The organism is Singulisphaera sp. GP187 (genome assembly GCF_900129635.1).
Classification (GTDB): Bacteria; Planctomycetota; Planctomycetia; order Isosphaerales; family Isosphaeraceae; genus Singulisphaera.
Map to the genome: position 1 here is coordinate 1,460,438 of NZ_FSRB01000001.1, position 20,631 is coordinate 1,481,068.

General features: G+C 60.5%; 17 protein-coding genes and 1 pseudogene. 10 read left to right on the forward strand and 8 right to left on the reverse strand.

What is annotated here, in order from left to right; genetic code table 11:
• Positions 1-792 precede the first annotated feature (792 nt).
• Entirely contained in the window at positions 793-2,934 is a 2,142-nt protein-coding gene (locus BUS42_RS42545; protein WP_143206251.1) for a hypothetical protein, read from the forward strand.
• Positions 2,935-3,598: 664 nt separating this feature from the next.
• On the opposite strand, the gene cyaB is transcribed toward BUS42_RS42545, so the two are convergent.
• A complete protein-coding gene (gene cyaB, locus BUS42_RS05710) occupies positions 3,599-4,165 on the reverse strand; it encodes a class IV adenylate cyclase (RefSeq protein WP_074306020.1) in 567 nt (188 codons plus the stop codon).
• 146 nt (positions 4,166-4,311) lie between these two features.
• Here cyaB and BUS42_RS05715 point away from each other — a divergent pair, with 146 nt between their 5' ends.
• The 5 genes from BUS42_RS05715 (at position 4,312) to rpsR (ending at position 9,756) form a co-directional block, all read left to right on the forward strand.
• Positions 4,312-5,514: an alpha/beta hydrolase family protein gene (locus BUS42_RS05715; protein ID WP_074306022.1), complete on the forward strand. Its 1,203-nt coding sequence runs from the start codon at positions 4,312-4,314 to the stop codon at positions 5,512-5,514.
• Between the two features lie 312 nt (positions 5,515-5,826).
• Positions 5,827-7,530 carry an ArnT family glycosyltransferase gene (locus BUS42_RS05720; protein ID WP_074306024.1) on the forward strand — a complete coding sequence of 568 codons (1,704 nt, stop codon included), beginning with the start codon at positions 5,827-5,829 and terminating at the stop codon, positions 7,528-7,530.
• Between the two features lie 192 nt (positions 7,531-7,722).
• A complete protein-coding gene (locus BUS42_RS05725) occupies positions 7,723-8,454 on the forward strand; it encodes a sulfotransferase-like domain-containing protein (RefSeq protein WP_256386193.1) in 732 nt (243 codons plus the stop codon).
• A complete protein-coding gene (locus tag BUS42_RS05730; protein ID WP_074306028.1) occupies positions 8,454-9,356 on the forward strand; it encodes an aminotransferase class IV in 903 nt (300 codons plus the stop codon). The genes BUS42_RS05725 and BUS42_RS05730 overlap by 1 nt, the downstream gene beginning before the upstream one ends.
• 157 nt (positions 9,357-9,513) lie before the next feature.
• Positions 9,514-9,756 (forward strand): 30S ribosomal protein S18, encoded by a 243-nt coding sequence (gene rpsR / locus BUS42_RS05735; protein ID WP_015248499.1) that lies wholly within the window; start codon positions 9,514-9,516, stop codon positions 9,754-9,756.
• 125 nt (positions 9,757-9,881) lie between these two features.
• Here the strand turns inward: rpsR and BUS42_RS05740 are convergent, their stop codons facing one another.
• Positions 9,882-11,432, reverse strand: coding sequence for a DUF1570 domain-containing protein (locus BUS42_RS05740; RefSeq protein WP_074306030.1), 1,551 nt, complete (start codon positions 11,430-11,432; stop codon positions 9,882-9,884).
• 195 nt (positions 11,433-11,627) lie between these two features.
• Between BUS42_RS05740 and BUS42_RS05745 the strand changes: the two genes are divergently transcribed.
• Complete coding sequence (locus BUS42_RS05745) at positions 11,628-12,170, forward strand: hypothetical protein (protein WP_074306032.1); 543 nt, start codon at positions 11,628-11,630, stop codon at positions 12,168-12,170.
• A gap of 83 nt (positions 12,171-12,253) precedes the next feature.
• On the opposite strand, the gene BUS42_RS05750 is transcribed toward BUS42_RS05745, so the two are convergent.
• The 6 genes and pseudogenes from BUS42_RS05750 to BUS42_RS46310 all read right to left on the reverse strand — a co-directional run bounded on the left by BUS42_RS05750 (position 12,254) and on the right by BUS42_RS46310 (position 18,103).
• Positions 12,254-13,030 carry a CvpA family protein gene (locus BUS42_RS05750; RefSeq protein ID WP_074306034.1) on the reverse strand — a complete coding sequence of 259 codons (777 nt, stop codon included), beginning with the start codon at positions 13,028-13,030 and terminating at the stop codon, positions 12,254-12,256.
• 62 nt (positions 13,031-13,092) lie between these two features.
• Positions 13,093-14,841, reverse strand: a complete 1,749-nt coding sequence (locus BUS42_RS05755) for a GspE/PulE family protein (RefSeq protein ID WP_074306036.1) — start codon at positions 14,839-14,841, stop codon at positions 13,093-13,095.
• Positions 14,842-14,912: 71 nt separating this feature from the next.
• On the reverse strand, positions 14,913-16,064 hold the full coding sequence (locus tag BUS42_RS05760) for a type IV pilus twitching motility protein PilT (protein WP_074306038.1): 1,152 nt from the start codon (positions 16,062-16,064) through the stop codon (positions 14,913-14,915).
• Positions 16,065-16,299: 235 nt separating this feature from the next.
• Positions 16,300-17,088 carry an imidazole glycerol phosphate synthase subunit HisF gene (gene hisF, locus BUS42_RS05765; protein WP_074306040.1) on the reverse strand — a complete coding sequence of 263 codons (789 nt, stop codon included), beginning with the start codon at positions 17,086-17,088 and terminating at the stop codon, positions 16,300-16,302.
• A gap of 341 nt (positions 17,089-17,429) precedes the next feature.
• A pseudogene (locus BUS42_RS46305) lies at positions 17,430-17,566 on the reverse strand (helicase C-terminal domain-containing protein); the annotation flags it as partial.
• Between the two features lie 36 nt (positions 17,567-17,602).
• Complete coding sequence (locus BUS42_RS46310) at positions 17,603-18,103, reverse strand: IS110 family transposase (protein WP_074306041.1); 501 nt, start codon at positions 18,101-18,103, stop codon at positions 17,603-17,605.
• Here BUS42_RS46310 and tnpA point away from each other — a divergent pair.
• The 3 genes from tnpA to tnpC are packed head-to-tail and all read left to right on the forward strand — an operon-like array spanning position 18,097 to position 20,556.
• A complete protein-coding gene (tnpA, locus tag BUS42_RS05775) occupies positions 18,097-18,474 on the forward strand; it encodes an IS66 family insertion sequence element accessory protein TnpA (protein WP_074306042.1) in 378 nt (125 codons plus the stop codon). The two genes, BUS42_RS46310 and tnpA, sit on opposite strands and share 7 nt — an antisense overlap.
• Positions 18,468-18,854, forward strand: a complete 387-nt coding sequence (tnpB, locus tag BUS42_RS05780) for an IS66 family insertion sequence element accessory protein TnpB (RefSeq protein WP_074306044.1) — start codon at positions 18,468-18,470, stop codon at positions 18,852-18,854. Before tnpA ends, tnpB begins: the two co-directional genes overlap by 7 nt.
• 31 nt (positions 18,855-18,885) lie before the next feature.
• Entirely contained in the window at positions 18,886-20,556 is a 1,671-nt protein-coding gene (tnpC, locus tag BUS42_RS05785; RefSeq protein WP_074306046.1) for an IS66 family transposase, read from the forward strand.
• The last annotated feature ends 75 nt before the right edge of the window (positions 20,557-20,631 follow it).

Below are 20,631 nucleotides of genomic sequence, written 5' to 3' on the forward strand. Positions count from 1 at the left end.
TGCATTGGACCCAAATCTGCGATCCGGGATTTTGTTACTGCTCCGAGACCCTTACTAAATGTGGATCGGGCTCGCGGCTGATGTGTGGCTCTACTGGCACAAATCCATGCCTCTAAGAGTTGGATGGGCGAATGGAGAGGCGTGCTGTTGCCTTTTAGGGATAACATGAAGAGGCCCTGACAATAGCCACTGCAAACCACGCAGATTTGAGCTGAACCGGTTCTTGTTAGGGCGTATCTGGCTATTGTAGATGACATATTAATCAACATTGCACGCGAAATTGAGCAGGAAATGCTCCAGTGAGCCTTTCGATGCGCTCGCCAAATCGTGACACTTCTCGCCAATCCCGACTGCCTCCGGCGGCTTGTAAGGTCTGAAATTGTGGCAAAAGATCGGTTCCCACTCTTTGACGCGGCTATGACCTGCCCTCGACGTGTACGAGGAGAGCCTCTTCGGCGATCGGCCGCCGGAATCCGAGGCCGAATTCACCAGGTAACTCGTTAGCTGGACCGGTATTACCTCAAATCGCCCGCCGTGATCAACGATAAGTGTTTGAATGCGTCCCACTTAAAACAAACAAAACGTATTGGGATTTTAGTGAATGCTGATATGCTGGCGATTGTTATGCTGTAAGCAGTTACGTGTCTTTATCGCCCTCCTCGGATGTTACTCGCCAGTTAGAGAATCGCGACGGGAAGTTTTGTGACTTGGAATATCACGCCCACAGCCGGCAGTAGTACATTTTGCACCTAGGCGTTAAGTGTCAGATTAGCACAACTTCGGGAGTTGCCGATGATCATTTCTATGATACTGGTTCTCGTCACGCAATCTAATGTCGGGCCGATCGATGCGTTTAGAGCGAATGAGGCAGCAATTCACGCTAAAATAGAGTTTACACATCAAACGGGCACAATACATCAAGATGAGATTGTCAGCGGACGGATTTGGACGAGTGGTGACCACGGTATGGTTGTCTCACAAGATTATACTGTTGTCGGGATGTGGGAATCCAACGGCAACGTGCAGCACACCAAAAGCGGACTGTCTGTTGAAGCGAAGAAGACTTTGCCCGAGCCAAAGGCGGGAATGTTTGTTCCTTGGAAACCTGATATTGAAGTGCTTTCAGGCAACGGTATGTCTGCATGCTATTATGTAGCCGATAAGTTTATGATCGAGGTAGAAGCAAGGGAGGAGCCAAAATGCCTTGATTACGGGCCATTCCATTTCTCGCTCGTATCGTTCAAAGCTTCTCTGGAAAAAACCTTCAATAAGATCAAGCCAGTAGTCAAGCAAGGATTGCGCGGTGGGCATCCATGTGAAATCGAGATCTATCGGGAAGGAATTGGCAATACGTGGATTCAACATGAGTTAGCCTATGATCCAGCAATCGGCTATCTGCCGCGATCGATTCGGACAATATTCGTCCAAAAAGGTGGCAGTCAAGCTGGCTCGGGAGTTGTGAATGAAATGTTTCTTGCGAATGCGCAGATCACTTCTGGAGGAGGATTTGTGCCTACTGAATGGGTAAGAGCATACTATTTAGTCAATAATTTTGAAGCTACCTATCCGAATTATTCGGATGAAACGGTGCTTAAGCCTGCCGAACGGCATGTGTCGCTTTCGCAATTCAAAGTAACAAAATTTGAAGACCTTTCTCCTAAGGCTTCGATTCGATTCGCAAATACGGAAAATGCGTACGCTATCAGTTCTCCGGGCGGCGTTGTGCGACTTAAAGACAAGGCACGTTCGCTCTCGCTTGAGCAGATTAAAGCAATCGTTGGAGCAAAAATGACATCGAAACCAAAAGCGGCTTTGCTTAGCATTGATACCGCCGAACTTCATGAGTTTGAAGGTCATGGACGACGGAATTGGGTTGTTGGGGCCCTAATTGGGGTAGGAATTACTATACTTGTCGCTTTCATTGGGTTCCGGATTCGAGCGAGAATGTTGATGCTTCTGGGAGTGCTGATGGTGATGCCTGGGTGCACTGGTAGGAGTTTGCCCTTTGTTCACCTAAAAGCAGAATTTTCCCGCAATAAATTCATTTATGATGCAAGCTTGCCGGAGCTGCCAATAGTTCTATTAGTGAACAATGATGGGAGTGTGCCAATCCGAGTAATGAGCGTTAATGCGGGGTGTTCATGCCGAACAGTCGATCAATCACATCTTCCTGCTGTTATTCAGCCAGGCAATATCATAAGATTGCCAATGGTGTTGCAAAATAAAGGAAGCTTTGACTCCGATAACTATGAAATCAAATTTTTGACGGACCACGGTGCGTTGGGTGTCCGTGTGTCATTGTTGGCGTTTCCAGATCAGCAGATTAGCCCTTCTGCTGTTACGCTAAGTGCCTTGACCGATAAAGAGGTGGCAGCGTTCGAGTTCGTACATCGTGAGGTTCGCGATTTGCAAAAGCCATTTGGGCCGACTTCACGCATTAGCTTTCCAGCCAGTCTACGTGGCAAGATTGTCAGCGTTAATGAGGGCCGAATTGCACATTCCCCTGAGTATGTATTTAGAGATATGACATACGCGGTGACAATAGTGGACCAGTCGTTAGGGTTACACAAAGCTGTCATTGCAGCGGGATCAGATGATTCGCATCGCACAAATCTGCCAGTAGTTTGGGAGAGGTTCCCGTTCCTGTCTGGAATTCCTGGTCGTGTGGTTTTAGGCAAGTCACCGGTGCGTGTATTTCTGCGGTGCGATGATCAGGCGGTCGAGTTGCTGAGGATTGGATCGACGCCGATAGGAGTCAAAGCGCATATCAGCGGCCTACGGGAACTCACGGTGTCATTGGATGCAGATGCTCCTGGGGTTATTGACGGCGTAATTGAAGTGGTAACTTCATCTAAGTTGCAAGAGCGACTTCGCATGCCTGTTGTACGTTATGCTCCGAAGCTGGGGGATAAAGCTGTGTCGATTGTCCCGTGACATGAAAGGTAGCCAAATTCGCCAGGCACCTCAGCGGGGAGATTTGGGCAGTTGAGACAGTAGGGTAGTCTAGTCATGCGGCCAAACAAATTGTCTAGGCGTCCTAACTTTGTTCAGTTCGGGTGCCTGGCCAATCGTGATTCCCCAGCAATCGCCGGAATAGGGCAGCGCGGTCTGACCGAGCAGGGGCCGTACGCGGCGATACAACGGGAGGTAGAGTGGATCGTCGGCGGCGTTGCCGGGATGGACGTCGCCCGCCAAGTAGAATCCGGTCGGTTCGGCGACGGCGGCCATGAGCTTGAACTGCGGCAGGTCAGGCGGTGATCCTTGCTGTGCCCGAGTTGCATCAGGCCGTCGTCGGTGACGGTGTGATATCCCAACCGGTAGTGGCATCCGAACCTGACCCGCTTGACGGGCGATCGACGGCCATACACCCAGGTTGGGCATGACAGGGGTTCTGGGTAGTTAATTGTGGTCGGCAGACTGATGACTGTTTCCCCTGAACCTCTCAAGTTTCCCCACTGAAATGCCTGGCGATGACTGCATCCCTTCGACTACGGAGCCCGTTGCATCCAAATGTCCTTATGTGTTCCGGTTCATCCCGAGCTTCCGAGACAGACTCTTACTTGAACGATTGAAGGCGAGCGCATCTTCTGCAACGCACTTATTGCCGGGCTGCTGCCGCGTCGAGGTGCATGCGTAGGTAGGATCGCGGTTCGACCTCGGTCAGCTCGAGTTCCCGAGCCAGGTTGAGCACGGCGGCCTGGGCGGTCGGGAGGTCGGCCTCGGTGGCTGCGAATGCCTCGACTTCGACGAACTCACCGAGTCCCTCGGCGGTGTCGAGCACGACCTCGATCGGAAGCCCCTGGTACTCGAGATGGAACGGCCGCCTCGTCTTTCGGACGGCGGCGACTTGCCAGAACCCAAGCTGGTTGAACAGCCGGAACAATTGCTCGAACGACTGTTCGCCTTCCGCGAACGGGAGTTCGATCTCCTCCCGTGTCTTGGTCGGGCCGCTCAAGCGCGGCCCTTTATAGGTGATTCGGTTGGCGGAGCCGATCCGGCGAATTCGGAACGCCTCATGGGTCTGAGCGAAGTCGCGCGAGGGGTGTCCGAGGTAAACGTCCTCGTGCGTGACTTCGGGTTCGACCTTGGCGTCCAGCTTGGCCAAACGGCGGACGAGTTCGGAATGGCCGTTGGTCCGGAACTTGATCTCGACCTCAAAGCTCATGGATGAAGGACCCGCAAAAAGAAGTGGTCCCGGGTCGGTCGCGGAGCGAGAACCGCCGGGTGGAACCTTGTTCGGGCCACGTTGGCGACACTACCATAACTCGCTGACGTCCTGCCACCGATGCTCGCCCCGGGAGATGGTCCCTGATGAGTTATCCTCACGCCTCTGCGCTACTCGTGGTCGTGCTCACGACAGTCTTCACCGGAGAACCGGCCAAGGCCGATCCGGCCGAGCGGCGATTCACCGGCCCCTGGAATCTCGAGACGCTCAAACAGGCACCCCAAGCGACGTGGGGAGCGGAGTCGGGCCTGGTCCGTGAGGTCTATTACGAGGGAGAATCGTTGCGGGGGAAGCCGACCCGGGTCTTCGCCTACTATGGAAAACCGAAGGGGGAAGGGCCCTTTCCCGCGATGGTCCTGGTCCATGGCGGGGGCGGTAAAGCGTTTCGGGAGTGGGCGCAGCTCTGGGCCGAACGGGGCTATGCGGCGCTGGCGATGGACCTGGCGGGACATGGGCCTGAGGGCCCCCGGCTCGACGACGGTGGGCCCGAGCAAGATGACCAGGGCAAGTTCCAGGACTTCGCCGACTCGGAGGTGGGTCAGATGTGGACCTATCACGCGGTGGCCGCCGTGATTCGCGGGCACTCGCTCCTGGCGGCCCGGCCCGAGGTCGACGCGAAGCGGATCGGGATCACGGGAATCAGTTGGGGAGGCTACCTGACCTGCATCGTCGCCGGACTGGATGACCGACTCAAGGTCGCTGTCCCGGTCTACGGGTGCGGCTCCTTGAGCGACAATAGCGCCTGGCTCGGTCATTTCAAAGCGATGACGCCCACGCACCGTGACCGCTGGCTGGCCCACTTCGACCCTTCGAAATACCTTGGCGGGGTGCACTGTCCGATTCTCTTTGTGAATGGCACCAACGACTTTGCCTACCCGTTGGATAGCTATCAGAAGTCCTACCGCCAGGTGCCGGGACCGGTCGACCTGTGCGTCACCGTGCGGATGCCGCATGGTCACTCCCAGGGCTGGACGCCTCGGGAGATCGGCCTCTTCGTCGATAGCATTCTCGAGGGGGGTAAACCCTTGGCCCGGCTCGGCGAGCCGGTGGTTGCCAACGGCCTCGCCGTGACGGAGATCGAGAGCCAGACTCCTCTGGTCAAGGCTGAGCTCGCCTACACCACGGATCAGTGCGAGTGGCCGAAGCGAGAGTGGAAGACGATTGAGGCCACCCTCTCCCCAGGGAAGGCGTCGGTCAAGTTACCCGAGAACCGACCGCTCGTGTTCTTTCTTACGGTCAAGGACGATCGGGGCGCGGTCACGAGCTCGCCGCATGGCGAGCTGAAGTGAACGCACGCGTCGTTTTGCGGTCCAGATATGCTCGTGCGCTGGGAGGTGGCCAAGCTCGGGTGGACAAAACGGGTGAAAAATCCGAAAAATTGGAAAAATCCCCAATTTCGTTCAACCGTTGAAGCGGTCAGGTCGATGAACAGGATGGATCTCCGCCAATAGGCGGAGATCCGGCCGAAGCTGGTTAAGAAAGGCCGTGCTCACCCCACCAATACGATGGAACGTCGGTGGGTTCACGCCAATGCGGCGGAGATGTCCCCCCCCATTCGCCCAGCCTCTCGCGGCGGATCAGCCTTAGCTCATGGAGGAAACGTGGCCGCGATCGCCCCGACACTTCTCGCCACGAACGACGACCCTGCGCGACGAACCTGGCCGGTCCGCCAGGCGATGCTGGTGGGCCTGCTGGCTTTGATCTTGAACCTGGCGGGCAATGGTCGCATCAGCCTGTTCGACCGCGACGAGCCGCGCTACGCGGGGGCCACGCGTGAAATGCGGGCCAGCGGCGATTGGGTGCATCCGACCTTCAATGCCGAGCCACGCTATCACAAGCCAGTGCTCATTTATTGGCTGATGATGGCCGGTACGGCGCTGGGGGGAGACAACCCGTTCGGCGTGCGTCTGATTTCCTCGTTGGCGGGAGCCTCCACCTGTCTTCTCGTCTGGTTCTGGGGCCGTCGCATGCTTGGCGAGCGGGCGGGCCTGCTCGCCGGCCTGATCCTGGCCACGGCGCCGATCGTTGTGGCCGAATCGAAAATGGCGACCACGGACGCGACCCTGATGCTCTGGGTTGTGGGCTGTCAGTTCTGCCTCTGGGAACTGTCTCAGCGCAGTTCCTGGAAGCTCGCGGCGCTATTTTGGAGCTTGCTCGGGCTGGCCATCCTGACCAAGTCCCCCGCCGGCCCGGTGCTCCTCGTGGCCTCTGGAGCCGTTTCGTGGTGGTGGGGTGGGCCCACCTCCTTTTTGAAGCGGCTCCACTGGCGTTGGGGCCCCTTGCTCTGCGCGGCGATCGTGCTTCCCTGGAACGTGGCGATCCTGATGAGGTCGCACGGCGAGTACTACAACGTCGCTGTTGGCTATCACATTATCCGCCGGGCGACGTCCGGGCTGGAAGAGCACGGTGGGTTTCCCGGCTATTACGTCGTCCTGAGCTTCCTGACCTGTTTTCCCTGGTCAGCGCTGCTCCCGGCGGCGCTTTACGCAGGGTGGACCCGGCGGAGAGAGTCGCCCGTCTTCGGGTTCCTGCTGGGCTGGATCGTCGGGCCTCTGATCTTGCTGGAATGTGTTCGGACGAAGTTGATCCACTACTATCTGCCGGCGTTCCCTGCCTGGGCTTTGCTGATCGCCTGGCTGATCGTCGCCGTGACCGAGTCGGATGTCGTGCTCGACGCCTGGAAGATGGGGCGTCTCGCGGTTCGGTTCCTGCAGGTGATCGCGACGGGGGCGATCGCTGGCCTCTGGGCCGCCGCCTGGTTTGCTCCTCCTGGGCTCCGCCTGGCCTGTCTCGTCCTCTCGGCCGTCATGCTCGTCGGCACCCTTTTGTTCCACGTCCACTACAAGATGGGGGGGATCGAGCGAGCGACTCCGGTTCTGATCGCCTCGAGCGCGTTCATGACGTTGTTGCTCGGTGCCTGGGTTTTGCCGGCCCTCGAACCGTTCCGAATCTCGGGCGTGATCGGCCGGCGGCTCGCCGTGCTCGAATCGCGCGAGAATGCGAAGGCGATCCTTTGCACGTTCGACCTGCCGGGAGTGGTCTACGCCCTCGGCCACCCGGCGCCGATCGTCCGCCGGCTCGACAAGCTGATCGCCCAGGTTGACCGGGACCAGAAGGTGATTGTCCCTCTCCGCCCCCATGAAGTTCCCGTCCTCCAACGCCAGGCTCGGCTGGACGTCGAGGTCCAAGAGACCATCCGCGGTTACAACCTGGACAAAGGACGCAGTGAAACGCTGATCATGGCGGTCATCAGACCGAAGGGGCCGGGCCTCGCGAAACTGCCGAGTCCCTCGGTCATTCGCTAGGCGGAGACGGGGTGCCCCACCGTCGGGTTCCGGCCGACGGTGGGTTCCAATTCGGCGTCGTTGAGCGATAATGAGTGTCCGTCAGTGAGACCGGGCTGGGCCGGATGAAATCAAGGCGGCCGCGTCCTTGAATCCGCCCCGTCCAGGCCCAACGGCACTTGAACCGCCATGTCTGTACCACTCCGCATCGCCATGTGGTCGGGCCCGCGAAATATCTCGACGGCGCTCATGCGTTCGTGGGGTAACCGTCCCGACACGTTCGTTTCCGACGAACCACTTTACGCCCATTATCTTCAACAGACGGGCATCGATCACCCTGGTGCCGCCGAGGTGATCGCGGGGCATGAGCCTGACTGGAACAAGGTGGTCGCCTGGCTGACCGGCCCGATCCCCGACGGTAAGCCGGTCTTCTTTCAGAAGCAGATGGCGCATCATCTCTTGCCCCGGATCGACCGCGCCTGGCTCGGCCTGGTCTCCAACGCGTTCCTGATCCGCGACCCGCGCGAAATGCTCGCGTCGCTCGTCAAGGTTCTTCCTCACCCGACCGTCCAGGATACGGGTCTTCCCCAGCAGGTCGAGATCTTCGAGTGGGTCAGGCGACGCGGCGACACCATCCCTCCGGTGGTGGACGCTCGTGATGTCCTCGAGGATCCGCGCACCACGCTCGCGATGTTGTGCGACGCGTTGGGAGTCCCATTTCTGGACGCGATGCTCTCCTGGCCCGCGGGACGACGCTCCAGCGACGGCGTCTGGGCGAAGTACTGGTACGCGAACGTTGAGAAGAGCACCTCGTTCCAGCGACCGACTGTTTCGAGGGAACCGTTTCCCGCCCAGCTCGAAGGACTGCTCCAGGAGTGCGTCCCCTACTACGAGACGCTCTATGAGCATCGATTGCGCCGACCTGGCGAGGCCGAGGAACGCTAATGCTGCAGCAATACGATGAACGCAACCGCGACCTGATCGTCAACATCAATGGCGACCTGCGGCATCGGGATCAGGCGGGGATTAGTCCGTTCGACTCGGCCGTTCAGGGAGGGGATGCGGTCTGGGAAGGGCTGAGGCTCTATGACGGTCGGATTTTTCGGTTGGTCGAGCATCTCGACCGACTCCGGAGCTCGGCCCTTGCGCTTGCCTTCGCCGAGATTCCCACGCACGAAGCTCTGATCGAGCAGATTCGCCGCACTCTGGAAGCGAATCGGATGCGCGATGGCGTGCATATTCGCCTGACCCTGACGCGCGGGGTCAAGGTGACGTCGGGGATGGATCCCCGGCTCAATCGCGCGGGGCCGACCTTGATTGTCCTGGCCGAGTACAAGCCGCCTGTCTACGACAAGGCCGGGATCACGCTGCTGACCAGCACGATTCGTCGCCCCCCGCCCGATAGCCTGGATCCCAAGATTCACCACTGCAACCTGATTCCGTCGATCCTCGCCAAGATCCAGGCCAATGCCGGCGGCGCCGACGATGCCTTGATGCTCGATCCTCGTGGGTTCATCGCCGAAACCAATGCCACGCATGTCTTTGTGGTCTTCAAGGGAGAGGTGGCCACCAGTCGAACCCTGGCCTGTCCCGAGGGCATTACCCGAACCGTGGTCCTCGAACTCTGCGAGCGTCACGCGATCCCCCACGCCGAGCGTGACCTCTCGCTTACCGAGGTTTATCGCGCGGAGGAGGTCTTCTGTACCGGCACGATGGGAGAGCTTGCCCCGGTGACGACGATCGATGGCCGGACCATCGGCAACGGGAGCGTTGGACCCGTGACCGTTCGGCTGGGGACCCTGTTTCGGGAGTTGACCGCGACCGAAGGGGTTGCGGTGGTTAACTGACCCAAATCGGGCCGAGGCGGATTCCGGGCGTGTGGGGGGCTTGACCCATGCCCGAAAATTCCCTATCGTTATGGTTTCCCGATGAGGTTGGCCACACCGCCAAGCGACTCGCTCCGTCCACGCAAGGGTTTTGAGTTCGTCCGAGGACACCTGGTCTATGCCGCGGAAAAAATTTGGTCGAAACCGGAAGAACCGCTGCCGGTTCTGCACTCCTGAAGGCTGCCCGCGTCCGGCGTATGTCGATTACAAGGACGTTGGCCTGCTGAAGAAGCTCTGCACCAACCAGAGCAAGATGTTCTCGCGTAAGCGGAGCGGGAATTGTGCGGCATTCCAGCGCGCGTCGAGCGATGCAGTGAAGCGGGCTCGCTTCATGGCGCTCATCCCCTACGTGGGCGAGTAATGCGATTCAACGGGGCGTGAGACCAAGGCTGTCTTGCGTCCCTCCTTTTTTTTTCTTCCCGCCTCCGCCCCGTTTTCCTTTTTCCCTCTCCTTGAGCGATCAAGCGGCTGGATTCCCAGGGTTTCTCAACCTCGTTTCAGGAATTCCAGGAACTCTTGGTTTAGATCTTCGTAGGAAACGCCCAGTCGTTCCTGGAGCGAGCGCCCAGTGTCGCGGCGGAGAATGCCGCGGTAAGCGTCCTTGGCGTAGTCGAGAAACGGCTCGCGATACGCCTGCTCTCGCCCTTGCATCAGGAAGACGGCGAGCGCCATCGACTCGGCGTAGTGGAGATGAATCGAAGCCTCGGCGTTGAAGGCCGCTTGATCGAGTTGCAAGAGCTGCTCGATCGGTAGGAATGCGCCTCGCTCCATCTGCGCTCGCGCGGCGTCGATTCTCGGGCCGGCAACACCCCCGACCATCAAGACCCCATCGGACCCCGCGACCACCGTTTCGAAATAGGTGCCGAGGCCCTCGAACACCCAGTAGTTGCCCACGTTCTTGTTGTAGCCGTTTCGCCCCGCCGTCTCGAACAAGAGTTGGTGGGAAACCTCGTGAAACAGGGTGGCGGTCGCGTTGATCTCGGCTTCCGGATCGTGAAAGAAATAGGCGGGAGCGCGTTTTCCCTTGCCGGACTTCGGGGGAATGTAAATCCCCAGGCTGCCCTCAATTTTGGGCTCATAAGGGATGAGGTAGTCGACGTACTCCTGCTTGGTCTTGAAATAGTAGACCTGGTGCGGGTCGTTGTTGGAGTTTTTTTCGCCGACCAATTTCTTGTCGCGGAACCGTTGAGCCAGCGGAAGCCGCGAGTCGGTCTCAATCACGTCGGCGAGCAACGAGAAAAAGAGGTCGTGGAACGCTTCGAGCTGCCGACCGAAGGCGATCGCCTGGGAGAACGGGACGTTGGTCTGGATCCTGAAATGCTCGGTGGAGATCCTCCAGCCGCTCTTCCAAGGGCTATGGAGCTGGTCGGCCTGCTCGGCGGGGAGCCATCGAACATTCGCTTGGCCCCGGGTCGGTGGGGCGGGGAGCTCTCCCTTTTCGAGGTGGGGAACCCACGATGATTGGACCCACCCGAAGGTCGGGTGATCGACCATGCCTTTGCGGAGCTGACTGCTTGCGAACGGGGTGGCCCAGCCCTTCTCATGCGGGATGTAGCCGAGGAGCCGACGTGCTTCGGGGTGGTTGGGCTGTCGGCTGAGAACGCCGCGCAGGCAGGCATCCGCCAGCGCGTAGTGCGTTGGGTTCGAGCTGACCGCACGCTCCGCGAGTTCGAAGAGCGCCGAGGCCGTCTTCTCCTGGATCGCGCGGAGCTCGCCGTTCCAGGCGTTGGCGTCGTTTGGCTTTGCCGCGACATTGGCCAGCCCGTTCACCGTGGTGGATTCGACCTTGGACAGCAGCACAAACCGAGTGGCCCCATCGGCCGGGGGAATCGGTTCGATCTTGGACCGGACCGCCTTGGCTGCGCTGGGCTGCCCTTGTTGAGTCAGCCGAGTGGCCAAGCGATCAAGCTCCGCCGTCTCCTGCGCGCGGATCGTCTGAACGGCTTGGCGGAGGTTTGCGGCGGGCTGATCCGCCAGGTCGGGTGGGGGGACCTGAAGGGTCAGAAGGAGTCCGAGGCTGCAAGAAAGGACCAACATTCGCGATTCCCTCGCAAACCCAAGAGTCATAAGGGGAGAGCGGGACGACCGTGGTCTTGAGAACGGGGACGTTCCGCACGCCGGGCTTGTTCGGTTCCTCTGGACGGGTCAGGTCAACTGGCGCACAATGCGCGCCAAGGTGAGGTTGGGATGACCTCGAAGTCGATTTCCGCGAGGTGAAACGGAGTCCGCCCGATGCCGAGAAAAATACCCCGCGCAGTGATTCTGGTGATCGGCCTGGTGATTGGCTGGGGCTTGGATCATCTCCCGCGCTCCGGGTCGGTCGTCCTGGCCAGTGGCGGTGATCGGTCGGGGGAGTCGATCCTGGCGAGTGGGCCAGTCATGGTCGGCTATAACGATAAGAATCGGGTCCAGATCCCGCTCGAGGCCATCTATTACCTCGACTATAAGGGGGGACGGCTCCTGGCAACCATTCCCTCGTTCCGGCAATCGGTGGGCTCCGCCAAACTGATCGATACGTTCGGCGAGCGCGACCTTGTCGCCGACTTCAAACTCAACCTCGACTCCGGTCCCCGGCCCCAATTCCTGATGACGACCGGCTCGTTGGGAACTTACAGCGAAGGCTGGGCCCCGCTCTTTGTGTTTGAGACGACGACGAGCCAGGTCGCCGTCTACAAAGTCGAACAGCAAATGGTTGGGGCGAAAACGACGCCCAAGTTTGAACTGATGGAGCTTCACGCCCTGCCAGCGTCGACTCCTCCTCCGGAACCACGTTGAGCCCGCCCTGGCGCCATCGAAATGGGCCAGGGCTTGCTCACCCGCTCGCCGCCCCGCTCGAGGGGCGGCGAGATTGGATTGGGTTATTGGGGAAGCACCACTCCGCCACCGACCGCCGGCCCGATGACTTGGATATCCCCCGGTTTCCCGCCGCCTGGTGCCGCGGCTCCGGGAGCCCCTGGTGCCGCGGCTCCAGGGGCGCCTGCCGCGGGCGCCGCGGCTCCTCCTCCCGCGCCGGCCGCGTCCTCGAGAATCGATTCGGTGCCGTAAGGGCGTGCTTCCTGATGGTTCAGGAGCCATTCCGCCTTGGGATCGAAGACCTTGGAATCGCCGTACTCACGGAACGGGTCGCGCGAGCCGGGGACGTGCTCGGCGAAGACCAAGCCCGTGGTGTACTGGAAGAAGGCGAGCCATTTGCGGTCGAGGCCCATGCCAAACGGCGGCTGGGTCTTGTAGTCGATCACCCCTAAAATCTTCTTGTGCACCGGCGCGGTCTCGAGTGCCACAAGCAGGATCGCCACGGTGACGACGGCGCCTGCGAATCCGAAGACGAGCCGCCCGAGCTGATAGACGATCGAGGGGAACCGGACCATGGCGGGCGCCATTGATTCGGTGATCAATCGAAGCAAGAACGTCACGATGATGAACAGGGCCAGCAGGCAGAGGGTATCCGAGAACCCCCAGCCGATTCCGGTCCCATCCAGCAGCTTCGCCAACGGCTCATAGAAGTTGAAGGCGATGATGCCGCCGAACAGGACGTTGAAGAACATCAGGACAGCGCCCCAGAGTCCTTCGCTCGTCAAGGCCCAGGTCAGGCCTGCGATGAGGGCGACGATCACCAGGTTGACGACGATCTCCATGGACAAATCCCTCAGCGTAAATTCAAAAAAAGTGTAGATCGAGAGTGGGCGTCGTCCACGCGTTATTTCACGACTCGGAGGAGTTCGTCGATCGAAGTTTTCCCTTGGATAACCTGGCGGAGGCCGTCTTCCTGGAGGTAGATCATGCCGTTCTTTCGGGCCTCGGCCTTGATCGCGTTGAGCGAGGGATTCTCGCGGATCATGTCGCGCATCGGCTCGGTGATGATCAGCAACTCAAAGATCCCGGTCCGGCCCAGATAGCCGGTGCCGCCGCACTGCGGGCAGACCTCTTGGGGTTCCGCCGGTCTTCGGTAGAACACGTCCACCTTGTCGGCCGGCAGGTTGGCCTTTTTGAGGAACTCGGGCTTGGGCTTGTACGGTTCCTTGCAGTTCTCGCAGAGCATGCGGACCAAGCGCTGGCCGAGCACGGCGGTGAGGGCCGAGGCGATCATGAACGGTTCCACGCCCAGGTCGAGGAGCCGGAAGAGCGCTGTCACGGTGTCGTTGGCGTGGACGGTGGAGAAGACCATGTGACCGGTGGTCGCCGCCTGGCAGGCGATGGTTGCGGTCTCTTGGTCGCGAATTTCGCCGATCATGATCACGTCAGGGTCTTGTCGAAGGATCGATCGGAGGCTGCCTGAGAAGGTCTGTCCGCTCTTGGAATTGATCTCCATCTGGGTGATGTTGTCGAGGTGATATTCGATTGGATCCTCGACGGTGATGATGTTCTTCTGGAACCGGTCGATCTCGCGGAGGCAGGCGTAGAGCGTGGTGGTCTTGCCCGACCCGGTCGGCCCACAGCAAAGGAACATGCCGTGGGGTTGGGTGACGAGGCCGCGGATTTCGGTGGCCAGCTTGGGCCGAAGACCCGCCTCGTCGAGCGCGGAGACCCCCATTCCGCTATCAAGGATACGCATCACCATCTTCTCGCCCGACTTGGAGCCGGAGGTCGCGACGCGGAACTCGAGTTCGCGGCCTTCGAGCTTGGCGCCGAAGGAACCGTCCTGAGGTTTGCGCTTCTCCGAAATGTCGAGCGCCCCGAGGACTTTGAAGACGTTGATCACGGCGTCGCCGGTGGGCCGGTCGAACGGCTCAGCGGCGTGGAGGATGCCGTCGATTCGGTAGCGGATCGACAGTTGTTCGGTGGTCGGCTCGAAGTGGATGTCGGTCGCGCGGCGGAGGACGGCGTCGTAGACGAGTTCCTTGGCCGAGGTGTAGGACCGCGACTCCTCGGCTTGGGCGACCCGTGTGGGGTCGGCCTTGCTGGCCCCCTGGCTCTTGCCGACGAACTCGATTGGCGGTCCGCCCTGGTTCCCTCCCGAATCCCCCTTGTTGAAAATCCCCTTCATGCCGGCCTTGTTCATGAGGTCATTCATGACTTCGCCGAGATGGTAGAAGGTCAACACCTTGGAGTCATCGGGAACGGTCTGGTTGCGCGTATAGATGTACGACAGAAGGGGAACGAAGTACGAGAGCAGCAACAAGGTCAGGCTGATCGGGTAAATCGGAATCGCCCAGACCATGGCGAAGCCGAGGATCCCCGAGAAGAAGACGACGCTGTTCCAGATCTCGAACTTCGGGTTGACCAGTTCCTTGGCGTCGTCGTCGATCCAGTATGAGGTCCATGCCCAGAGCACGAAGACGGCCAGTACGGGCAGGAACTTGAACAGGTTGAGATACATGCCGGGCCCGCGCAGGATGCCCGGCGCTTGGGCGAGCAAGACCCCGGCCGACTCGGCGGCGTAAGCCCCGGCCGTCGCGCCCAGGGTCATCAAGGTGAACGTCGCGAGTGCGAGGCGCGGACGGATCATCGCTTCCCTTTCCTCCCACGGAGAACTCGACACGACGCAGTCGCGGGTCCAAGACGGTCGGAGACCGAATCTTAGAGAATACCCGGCTGTGCGATGTTAATACCTTTGAGCGCCATTTTCAAAGTTTCCACGCTCGGCGCCACTTCGAATGCCGTGGCGCGTTCGATTCGCTCATTGACGACGAGCTGTCTCAGGCTCTCGGTGAAGTCCTGCATCCCTTCTTCCTTGCCGATCCGGATCGCGTCGCCGAGCTTCGTATCTTCCTCGTTGAGAATCAGCTTTCGGACGGTGGGGTTCGTCCGCATGATCTCATTGGTCGGTACCCGGGTGATCCCCTGGGCTTGCAGCTCCTTGGTGGTGATCAGGAGTTTCTGGGCGACGATGGCTTTGAGGTTGAAGGCCAGGTTCTGCCGCAGCGGCGCGTGCATTTCCCGAGGGAAGAGGTCGAGAATACGGCTGATCGTCGACGGGGCGCTGGAAGCATGGATCGTGCCGAAGACCAGGTGACCGGTCTCGGCGGCGTGCATGGCGGCGCCGAAGGTCTCCTGGTCACGCATTTCACCCACCAGGATGATGTCGGGATCTTGCCGCACCGCGTCCTTGAGCGCTTTGTGCCAGTCTTTGACGTCGATGCCGATCTCGCGCTGATTGATGATCGACTTGGAGTCGCTGAAGGTGAACTCGATCGGATCTTCGAGCGTCAGGATATGCATCCGCTCACGCTCGTTGATGTACTGGAGCATCGATGCGATCGTGGTGCTTTTGCCCGACCCCGTCACGCCAGCGAGGATGATGATCCCCTGCTCGTACTGGGTGATCTCGGCCATGACGGGGGGCAAGCCGAGCTTCTCGAAGTTCGGGATCGAGTTGTTGACCCGGCGGGCAACCAGGCTCAACCGGCCTCGGGCCCGGAACAGGCTGACGCGGAACCGGGTTTCGAGCTCGCCGTCAAAGATGATGTGGGCGAAGTCGACTCCCCCTTCATCGTCGAGAATGTGCTTCTGGCGAGGGGTCAGGATCGGGAACATCAACCGTTCCATGTCCTCCTTCGTCAGCAACGGCATCTGCATCTGCCGCAGCACGCCCCCCAACCGCATACTCGGGGAAAGCCCCACCTTGAGGTGAAGGTCGGACCCCTTGTACTTCATCACCATCCGAAATAGCTTGTTGCATTCGGGTTCGTTCGGGGCCGCCTCAACGTTCACTTCCACGTCAGTCGCCATGTGCGAATTCTCCTGCAAAGGAATGCACCTGGGGGCGTGTCGAACACGCCGGTCGGGTCCTAGCTGACTTGTCTTGACTCGTTGTGAGACTTCATCGATCAGAAAGAAACCGGGAGGACGAGATGCGTCGCGATCGCCGCCCGGAGAAACCTGCTGATTCCGCGTCTAGTCTGGTTTGGGTTCAGGATTGATCGAGGGAATCGAGGACTGCCGAGGGTGAACGCCCGTTGACGATTCAGGAGACCCCGGACCCCGCGACCAGCCGGACAGGCACGCCGTGCCGGGCCAGATATTCTTTCGTCTCCGTGATCGTGTACTCGTGATAGTGGAAGATGCTGGCCGCCAAGGCGGCGCTGGCACCCCCTTCGACGAGGGCCGCACGCAAGTGCTCGGGACTCCCTGCGCCTCCCGAGGCGACCACCGGAATCTCGACCGCCTCGCTCACCGCCCGGGTCATCGGCAGGTCGTAGCCGTTCTTGGTTCCATCGGCATCCATGCTCGTCAAGACGATTTCCCCGGCGCCGAGGCGCTCGACCTCACGGGCCCAGGCGACCGCCTCCAGACCGGTCGAGATGCGACCGCCGTTGATATGCACTTCCCAGACTTCACGACCGTCCCGCTGAACGCGCTTCGGGTCGATGTTGACGACGATGCACTGGCTACCGAACCGTCGAGCGGCCGCGCGGACGAACTCGGGGTCGCGAACCGCCGCCGAGTTGATCGAGACCTTATCGGCCCCCGCCTTGAGTAACGCGCGGATATCTTCGAGGTTGCGGATTCCGCCGCCCACGGTCACGGGCATGAAGCAGACCTCGGCGGTCCGGCTGACGACGTCCCAGATGATTTCCCGCCCTTGGTGGCTCGCCGTGATGTCGAGGAAGACCAACTCGTCGGCTCCCTCCAACTCATAACGACTTGCGACCTCGACCGGGTCGCCGGCGTCGCGCAAGTTGACGAAGTTCGTGCCTTTGACCACGCGGCCTTCATTGACGTCGAGGCAGGGAATAATCCGCTTGGCCAGCATGCGCAGGTCCGGTCTCGAGGGCGATCGTTGAGGTTGGAGAGTGGAAGATATCGAGTGTCGCAATCAGAAATTTTGTCGATTTTAGTGAGTAGGCGTTGCCCACCCGTTTCTCGTTGCAGTAGGGAAGACGGCGGTGGCCGGCTTCCAATGCGTTGAGTCAACCGGCCGAATCTGTTCTCGCCAACTCGCTCTCACTCCATCCCAAAGAGTTTCAAGTCTGTATTGTATCCCAGAGAAAGTGGCGATCCTAGGGGGGAGGATCACTCGGATTTTCGAGAAGCCCGCCGAGCGTCCTCGGAACCATTCGATTGAACTGGTGCGGGAGGAATCGAAACCGCGAGTCAGTCGAGAATCCGAGGGCAGGCCGGCAGCGAATTCAAGTACGTTCGGCCGTACGGCTTGGTGAGCACGCGGGGGTCGAGAATCACGACGATCCCCGGTCGGTTTTTGAACGGATCAGCCGGCCGAACCCTTGCTTGGAGCTCCGAAGGGGGCAGGAGTGAATGGCACGAGGTTAAGAGCGGGCGTACACTGGTTTTCGTCGCGAAACAGTGTACAGGAGCCTGAAAAAGTACTGTACGAAATCCTTATCCTCGTGCCATTCGCTCCTGGCCCCCTTTCTCCTCCCGTTCTTGGAGACCAGATCGCGGCGATGACGAGCCAGGAGTTGGAGGTGGCTGAAGTGGGGGTCGGGTTCGTGCTCGAGGAGCCCAAACCCGTTGACCACCGCGCGATGGATGGCGGAGAAGTCGGTGTCATCGGTTTTGTTGCCGGGATCGGCGGGCTGGCGAAATTGCTTGGTGGCGAAGGGATGGACTATCCGGACCTCAAAGCCGGCTGTCTGGAACGCGGTCTGGACCGGCAGGTGAAACCGCTCGGCAGAAGTCAGGGACAGGCCGCTCCTCCGCTCGACGATGCGGCGGACGAGTAAGCGCTCGAAATAGCCAGTCTTGTGCCGCCTGATAGCCTGGAAGACGGACCATTTTGTTCGTCCTCCGGAGTCAGAAGATGCCACGTGCCGCCAATCCTGCCCTCCCAGTCCTCTGGCGTCGGCGACTGCAACAGCAGTCCGACAGCGGTCTCACCATCGGCCAGTTCTGCCACGGCCAAGGGATCTCGACCGCGTCTTTCCACGCTTGGAAGCGACGCCTCGCCTCGGATTCGCCTGGCCCTGTCCCCTCTCCGGCTCGCGAACCGGCATTCGTGCCGGTCATCCTCGCCGCCGCCCCCGAGTCGCGATCCGGCGATTCCGCTGAATTCCTCACCATCCGACTCCCCGACGGCGGACGAATCCTCCTGCCCATCGCCGCGGGCGACGAACTCGTCTGCCGGGTCGTCGAGACCGTCGCCCGCGTCGCGGCGAGGATGGAGGACACCTCATGTTGAGCGTCCCACACACCGTGCGGATCCTCCTTCACGCCGACTCCGTCGACCTCAGAAAAAGCTTTGACGGGCTCTCGGGAATCGTCAGCCAAGCCTTCCCTCAGGAGGAGCTCCTCTCCGGCCATCTCTTCCTCTTCCTGAATCGCCGACGTGATCGCATCAAGATCCTCTACTGGAATGTCGATGGCCTGGCGATCTGGTACTATCGCCTCGAAGCCGGCTCGTTCCAGGTCCCCCTCCGGCCCTCCTCCGACGCCCCGATCGAACTCCGGTCCGCCCAACTCGCCATGCTCCTGGGCGGCATCGACCTGGGGAACGCCCAGCAACGAAAACGATACCGGAGGCCTGAGAAAAACAGGGAGAATCCCGGGAAAACCACTTGAAATCAGAGGTGAGCATGCGATAATTCAAGTGATGACTATTCCTCTCGGTCGAAATGCCCAATCCGGCCCCGAATCGCCCGCGTCGCCGCCAGTCTCTGGCGACGCGGCCCCTCCCGTCGATGCGATGCAGCAACGGATCCAGGACCTGCTCGCCGCACTCGATCAAGCCACCAGGGCCAATGAGGAGTTGGCGCAAGAGAACGACCGCCTGCGCCAGGAGTTGGAGCGGTACCGCCGCTATGTCTACGGGCGACGTAGCGAACGATGCGACGATCCCGGACAAGGTCATCTCTTCGCGTTCGGCGAGGACCTCGAGGTGACTCCCGAGGCCGAACCGGAGGCCCCGACGCCGGCCGCTCCGAGGAAGTCCCGGCCATCGCGGACGCTGGATTTCAGCCGCCTGCCCCAGGTCCGCATCGAACATGACGTGCCCGAGGCGGACAAGACTTGCTCATGCTGCGGCCGGTCCAAGGCACGCATCGGCGAGGATGAGCGGCGTGAGCTCGAATTCATCCCGGCTCGCCTGGAGGTCCGGGTCCACGTCCTTCCCAAGTACGCGTGCTCGCACTGCCACGACGGTGTGAAAAGCCCCGACGGACCGGAGCGGCCGCTCCCGGGGTGCATCGCGGGAGCGGGTCTGCTTTCGCAATTGCTGATTTCCAAGTTTATCGATCACTTGACCCTGTACCGCTTCGAGGACATCTCGGTTCGCTACGGTTTGCACCTGCCGCGTGCGACGCTGTGCGATTGGGTCCGCAAGGCCGCCGAGTTGATGGGGCCGCTCTACGACCTCCAGAAGCAGCTCGTGCTCCAATCTCCGGTGATCTGGACCGATGACACCCCCGTCAAGGCGCTGGGCGGCGAGGCTCCCGGGAGCCTGACGACACGGTTCTGGCTCTATCATGGGGACGAGGATCATTCCTACGACGTGTACGACCATACGGCGAGTCGCAAACGCGACGGGCCGGCGACGTTCCTCGCCGGCTTCGCGGGTTATCTTCAGGCTGACGCATATGCCGGATATGACGGACTCTATCTCGGGTCGCCTTCGGCGATCCTTGAAGTCGCTTGCTGGGCGCACGCCCGCCGCAAGTTCTACGATGCGCGGTCGTCGTCGCCGGGGAACGCGGGTTTGATCCTGGAAGCGATCCGCCGGTTATACGACGTGGAGGATCGCGCCCGAGGGTTGTCCGTTGAGGCGAGACAGGCCCTGCGTGCGCAAGAAGCGGTGCCGATCCTGGAACGGCTTCGAGGGGACCTCGATCGGCTTGCGGACCAGTCGCTGCCGAAATCGGCGTTGGGCCAGGCTCTGACCTATGCGCGGAATCAGTGGAAGGCGTTGTGCCGCTACACCGAGGACGGCCGGCTGACGATCGACAACAACGTGGCGGAGCGTCGCCTCCGCGACCAAGCCATCGGCCGGAAGAATTGGTTGTTCCTGGGGAATGTGGATGCGGGACCGCGAGCGGCGGTGTTGAGCACGATAGTGGCAGGGGCGAAGCGTCATCGTCTGGAGCCGTGGGCCTACGTCAAGGACGTGCTGATGACGCTGAGCGTGGCCCCGGAACGAGTCGAGGACCTCTTGCCCGATCGGTGGGCTCGGAACCATCCGGGACACGTGCTGACGCATCGCCTGGAGGAATCACGTGAGCGGGCACGGCGTCGCGACGCAAAACGAGCGGATCGTCGCAAGCGGAAGTGATCCAAGGGCGGTCCGATGCGCGGAGTGACGGGAGTGCCAATCGCGGCCTCCCCCCTGGGAATCTCGAGCGCTTAC

Coding starts and splice junctions, on each gene's coding strand:
- BUS42_RS42545 (WP_143206251.1), top strand. CDS start 793: ATGATCATTTCTATGATACTGGTTCTCGTCACGCAATCTAATGTCGGG.
- cyaB (WP_074306020.1), bottom strand. CDS start 4,165: ATGAGCTTTGAGGTCGAGATCAAGTTCCGGACCAACGGCCATTCCGAA.
- BUS42_RS05715 (WP_074306022.1), top strand. CDS start 4,312: ATGAGTTATCCTCACGCCTCTGCGCTACTCGTGGTCGTGCTCACGACA.
- BUS42_RS05725 (WP_256386193.1), top strand. CDS start 7,723: ATGTGGTCGGGCCCGCGAAATATCTCGACGGCGCTCATGCGTTCGTGG.
- BUS42_RS05730 (WP_074306028.1), top strand. CDS start 8,454: ATGCTGCAGCAATACGATGAACGCAACCGCGACCTGATCGTCAACATC.
- rpsR (WP_015248499.1), top strand. CDS start 9,514: ATGCCGCGGAAAAAATTTGGTCGAAACCGGAAGAACCGCTGCCGGTTC.
- BUS42_RS05740 (WP_074306030.1), bottom strand. CDS start 11,432: ATGTTGGTCCTTTCTTGCAGCCTCGGACTCCTTCTGACCCTTCAGGTC.
- BUS42_RS05745 (WP_074306032.1), top strand. CDS start 11,628: ATGCCGAGAAAAATACCCCGCGCAGTGATTCTGGTGATCGGCCTGGTG.
- BUS42_RS05750 (WP_074306034.1), bottom strand. CDS start 13,030: ATGGAGATCGTCGTCAACCTGGTGATCGTCGCCCTCATCGCAGGCCTG.
- BUS42_RS05755 (WP_074306036.1), bottom strand. CDS start 14,841: ATGATCCGTCCGCGCCTCGCACTCGCGACGTTCACCTTGATGACCCTG.
- BUS42_RS05760 (WP_074306038.1), bottom strand. CDS start 16,064: ATGGCGACTGACGTGGAAGTGAACGTTGAGGCGGCCCCGAACGAACCC.
- hisF (WP_074306040.1), bottom strand. CDS start 17,088: ATGCTGGCCAAGCGGATTATTCCCTGCCTCGACGTCAATGAAGGCCGC.
- tnpA (WP_074306042.1), top strand. CDS start 18,097: ATGCCACGTGCCGCCAATCCTGCCCTCCCAGTCCTCTGGCGTCGGCGA.
- tnpB (WP_074306044.1), top strand. CDS start 18,468: ATGTTGAGCGTCCCACACACCGTGCGGATCCTCCTTCACGCCGACTCC.
- tnpC (WP_074306046.1), top strand. CDS start 18,886: ATGACTATTCCTCTCGGTCGAAATGCCCAATCCGGCCCCGAATCGCCC.